Below are 3,628 nucleotides of genomic sequence, written 5' to 3'. Positions count from 1 at the left end.
GACACGCTGATGCCGATCCATATTGAATGAAGATAGGGGGTTCATAGTCGTTATCTCCATGCTCGCTCATTGTTAGTGTATACCCAAACGTATACCTAAACCCTAGCAAGATGCAGAATCTCCCCCGGCAGGGCAACGATGAAGCACCTTTGTAAGAAGTGTGACTGCATTGTGATATTTGTTTACAAAATACGTAATTTCTCGTTGACCTTGCCAGATTGGCTGATTACTCTAGCGAACACTTGTACGCTGAATAGTTATTTAAGGTTTTAGGATGTCGACCAACAGACCACCAATCATTTGGCTAAATGTGGTTGTTTTTTCAGTAACATTTGCAATTGCCGCATTAGGTGCCCCTCTTTATGCCTTCTATGTAGGCTTTGACTGGATGCAAATCGTGATGCTGCTGGTGGCATTTAGCTACTGCGGTTTGTCAATAACAGCTGGCTATCATCGCTTGTGGTCACACAAGGCCTATGAAGCCAATGCCGTGATGCGTTTTACTTTCGCTATCGGCGGAGCGTTTGCCCTGCAAAACAGCATTTTGCATTGGTCGTCAGATCACCGGGTTCATCATCGCCATGTCGATAACAATGACAAAGATCCGTATTCTGCAAAAATGGGTTTTTTCTATAGCCATATCGGTTGGATGCTAAGGGAGTATCAGGCCTCTCGCTATAGTGATTACTCGAACTGCCGTGATCTTCAGAAAGACAAGATTGTGATGTGGCAGCACAAGTATTATGTGCCATTGGCTGTAGCCACCAACTTTGGTATTCCTTTGTTGTTCGGGCTTATCCATGGTGATGTCTGGGGGGCCTTGTTACTGGTGGGAGTTGTACGTTTGGTGCTGAGCCACCACACGACTTTTTTCATCAACTCGCTGGCCCATATCTGGGGTAGTCAGCCTTATACTGACAAGAACACGGCACGTGATAATGGTTTTCTTGCTTTTCTGACGTTTGGCGAGGGTTATCACAACTACCACCACATCTTCGAGAACGATTACCGTAACGGTATTCGCTGGTGGCAGTTTGATCCTACCAAGTGGCTGATTAAGTCTTGCTCCTGGTTAGGTTTTGCCAAGAACCTGCGTACTTGTCCTGAGGATAAAATTGAGAAGGCCAGAGCGACAATGCTACTTAAGCGGTTACAGGCCAAACTGGCAACCGCTCCTAATAGTTCTGTGTGCCTTGAGCGACTGGAGGAGGAATACGACGCGCTGATGCTGAAAATATCGGATTATTATGCAGTGCAGAAGCGAATGATTGAGCTGAAGAAGAAGCGACTGGTCAAGCATTATGAAAGCTTTGAGTTTGTTCAGCAGTATGCCGAAATGAAGCGCCTGTTGGATGAACAGCGAAAGTCCTGGAAAATGGTGACTGCCCAGTATGCCTAGTGCGTAAAAGGGTGGTGTTGGAAAATCAAAAAAGGGCGGAGTCATAACGACTTCGCCCTTTTTTTGACGCAATGATGACGAAGCATTCAGGTAAGGCATGTAGAATCTGGGGCTATGAATTGGGAGCTTCTGTTACAGAAAAAGTTGTATTGTCTTAATCATGAGAATAAGGCAGTAGAAATACGATGACATTCCCATGTTTGCCATACTAAATAGTACTTCGGATGGAGGTGTTTTTGTGTTTCGCTCATTTCTTTTATCACTAGCCTGCCTGACATCATTGTCGGTTAATGCCATTGAATATCAGCGCCCGGATGGCGAGAGCAAATTGGTAGGTACTATGGAGTACTACCAGGTCAATGAAGGCGATAGTCTGGCGGATATTGCCAATCGATATGATGTCGGCTTCCTTGCAATGATGGAAGCAAACAAAGGCGTCGACCCCTTTCTGCCGGATCCCGGCACACTACTGGCAATCCCGACTCAGCTGATACTGCCTGATGTAAAACGCGAAGGGATTGTGATCAACCTTGCCGAGCTGCGCCTGTACTATTTCCCGGCAGATGACGATGAACGAATGTACGTGTTTCCGATCGGTATTGGCCGTGTAGGACGAGAGACGCCTAAGATGTCCACCACGATTAGCCAGAAAATTGAAAACCCGACCTGGACACCGACGGCCAATATTCGTAAAGAATACCGCGAGAAGCATGATATCGAATTACCGGCTGTCGTGCCTGCCGGCCCGGAAAACCCGTTGGGTGAATATGCAATGCGCCTTTCCTATGGCAAGGGGCAGTATCTTATTCATGGCACCAATAAAGATTTCGGCATCGGGATGCGGGTGAGCTCTGGGTGTATTCGAATGAATCCGTGGGATATCGAATGGCTGTTTAACCAAGTGCCAAAGGGAACTGCCGTTCAGGTTATCAATCAACCCTTGAAGAAAACCGTTGAGCCTGATGGTTCCTTGTATGTTGAAGTTCATCAGCCGCTGTCACGCTCCGAGGAGCAGGTCGGTACCCATAAGCAAGTGAAAGCCTCAAAGTCACTGCTCAATAAGGTTGAAGGGGATCAAGACGCCGAGGAACGTTTGAGTTCTGCACTGGTTTTACAAACGGGTATCCCTAAAGAACTTAAGCGAGATATCTAATCTTAACCCATTTTAACTGTGTTGATTCAAGCGGGAGCCTTTGGGCTCCCGCTTTGTATTTATCCTTAATGTATCAATCGATGGAGATACTAGGGTGATAGCTGGTGGATGATATCGATAAGAGGTGCGGGATAGACCCCGAGCCCTAGAGTGATTGTAGCGGTTGTAGCCAGCACTATAACTAGAGGAACTGAATAGGCTGGGGAAAATTTATGCTGAGCCGGTTTCATGAACATCACCAGCACGATTCGAATGTAATAGTAGGCTGATACTACGCTGAATATTACGGCCAGTATGGCAAGTACCGTGTGCTGATGGCCGATCAGCGCCATGATGATGTTGAACTTGGCAATAAATCCGGCGGTTGGCGGGATCCCTGCCAGTGAAAACAGAAACAGCGCCATGATAGTTGCCAGCCAGGGACGGTGATGAACAAGCCCACAGTAGTCATCAATGTCCTCATTGTCTTGGTTACCGGAATACAACGCAATGATGACGGCGAACGCACCAAGATTCATAAAGGCATAAGCAGACAAATAAAACGCAATGGCATAGAAGCCGTCGGCTGCAGATGTGAGAAAAGCAAGCAAGATAAAACCAACGTGGCTGATACTGGAGTAGGCCAACAGCCTCTTAATTTTGCTCTGCACTAAGGCCACAAGGCTCCCCGTCACCATAGTGGCAATGGCGATAGCCGTCAGCAGTTGTCCCCAGATAATCTGCTGCTCGGCAAAGCTCACCATAAATACCCTCATTATTACTACAATCCCGGCGATTTTGGGGCCGACAGATAAAAACGCTGTGATGGGTGTTGGTGCCCCTTGGTAGACATCGGGTTGCCACATATGGAAGGGGACGGCAGCCACTTTGAAACCGAAGCCGGCTAGTAAGAAGACCGTTGCCAGAATCAAGCCGGTATTATCGAGTTTGGCACCAGCCGTTGAACCTGTGCCGGATAATGCAGTGGCAATATGTTGCAACTGAGTAGTGCCCGTCAGGCCATAAAACAGGGAAATACCATAGAGCAGAATGGCAGAGGAGAGCGCGCCGAGAATAACATATTTGAGTGCTGCCTC

General features: G+C 47.5%; 3 protein-coding genes. 2 read left to right on the top strand and 1 reads right to left on the bottom strand.

What is annotated here, in order from left to right:
* Positions 1-274: 274 nt before the first annotated feature.
* Both MHN01_RS20220 and MHN01_RS20215 read left to right on the top strand, forming a co-directional pair.
* Positions 275-1,399, top strand: coding sequence for a fatty acid desaturase (locus tag MHN01_RS20220; protein ID WP_239413047.1), 1,125 nt, complete (start codon positions 275-277; stop codon positions 1,397-1,399).
* A gap of 238 nt (positions 1,400-1,637) precedes the next feature.
* Complete coding sequence (locus MHN01_RS20215) at positions 1,638-2,552, top strand: L,D-transpeptidase family protein (RefSeq protein WP_239413046.1); 915 nt, start codon at positions 1,638-1,640, stop codon at positions 2,550-2,552.
* An 89-nt stretch (positions 2,553-2,641) separates the two neighbouring features.
* On the opposite strand, the gene MHN01_RS20210 is transcribed toward MHN01_RS20215, so the two are convergent.
* Positions 2,642-3,628, bottom strand: a 987-nt coding sequence (locus MHN01_RS20210) for an NADH-quinone oxidoreductase subunit N (RefSeq protein WP_239413045.1), incomplete at its 5' end; no start/stop codon positions are given.

Source organism: Photobacterium sp. OFAV2-7 (assembly GCF_022347985.1).
Classification (GTDB): Bacteria; Pseudomonadota; Gammaproteobacteria; order Enterobacterales; family Vibrionaceae; genus Photobacterium.
This window is presented reverse-complemented; position numbering and strand designations above follow the sequence as displayed.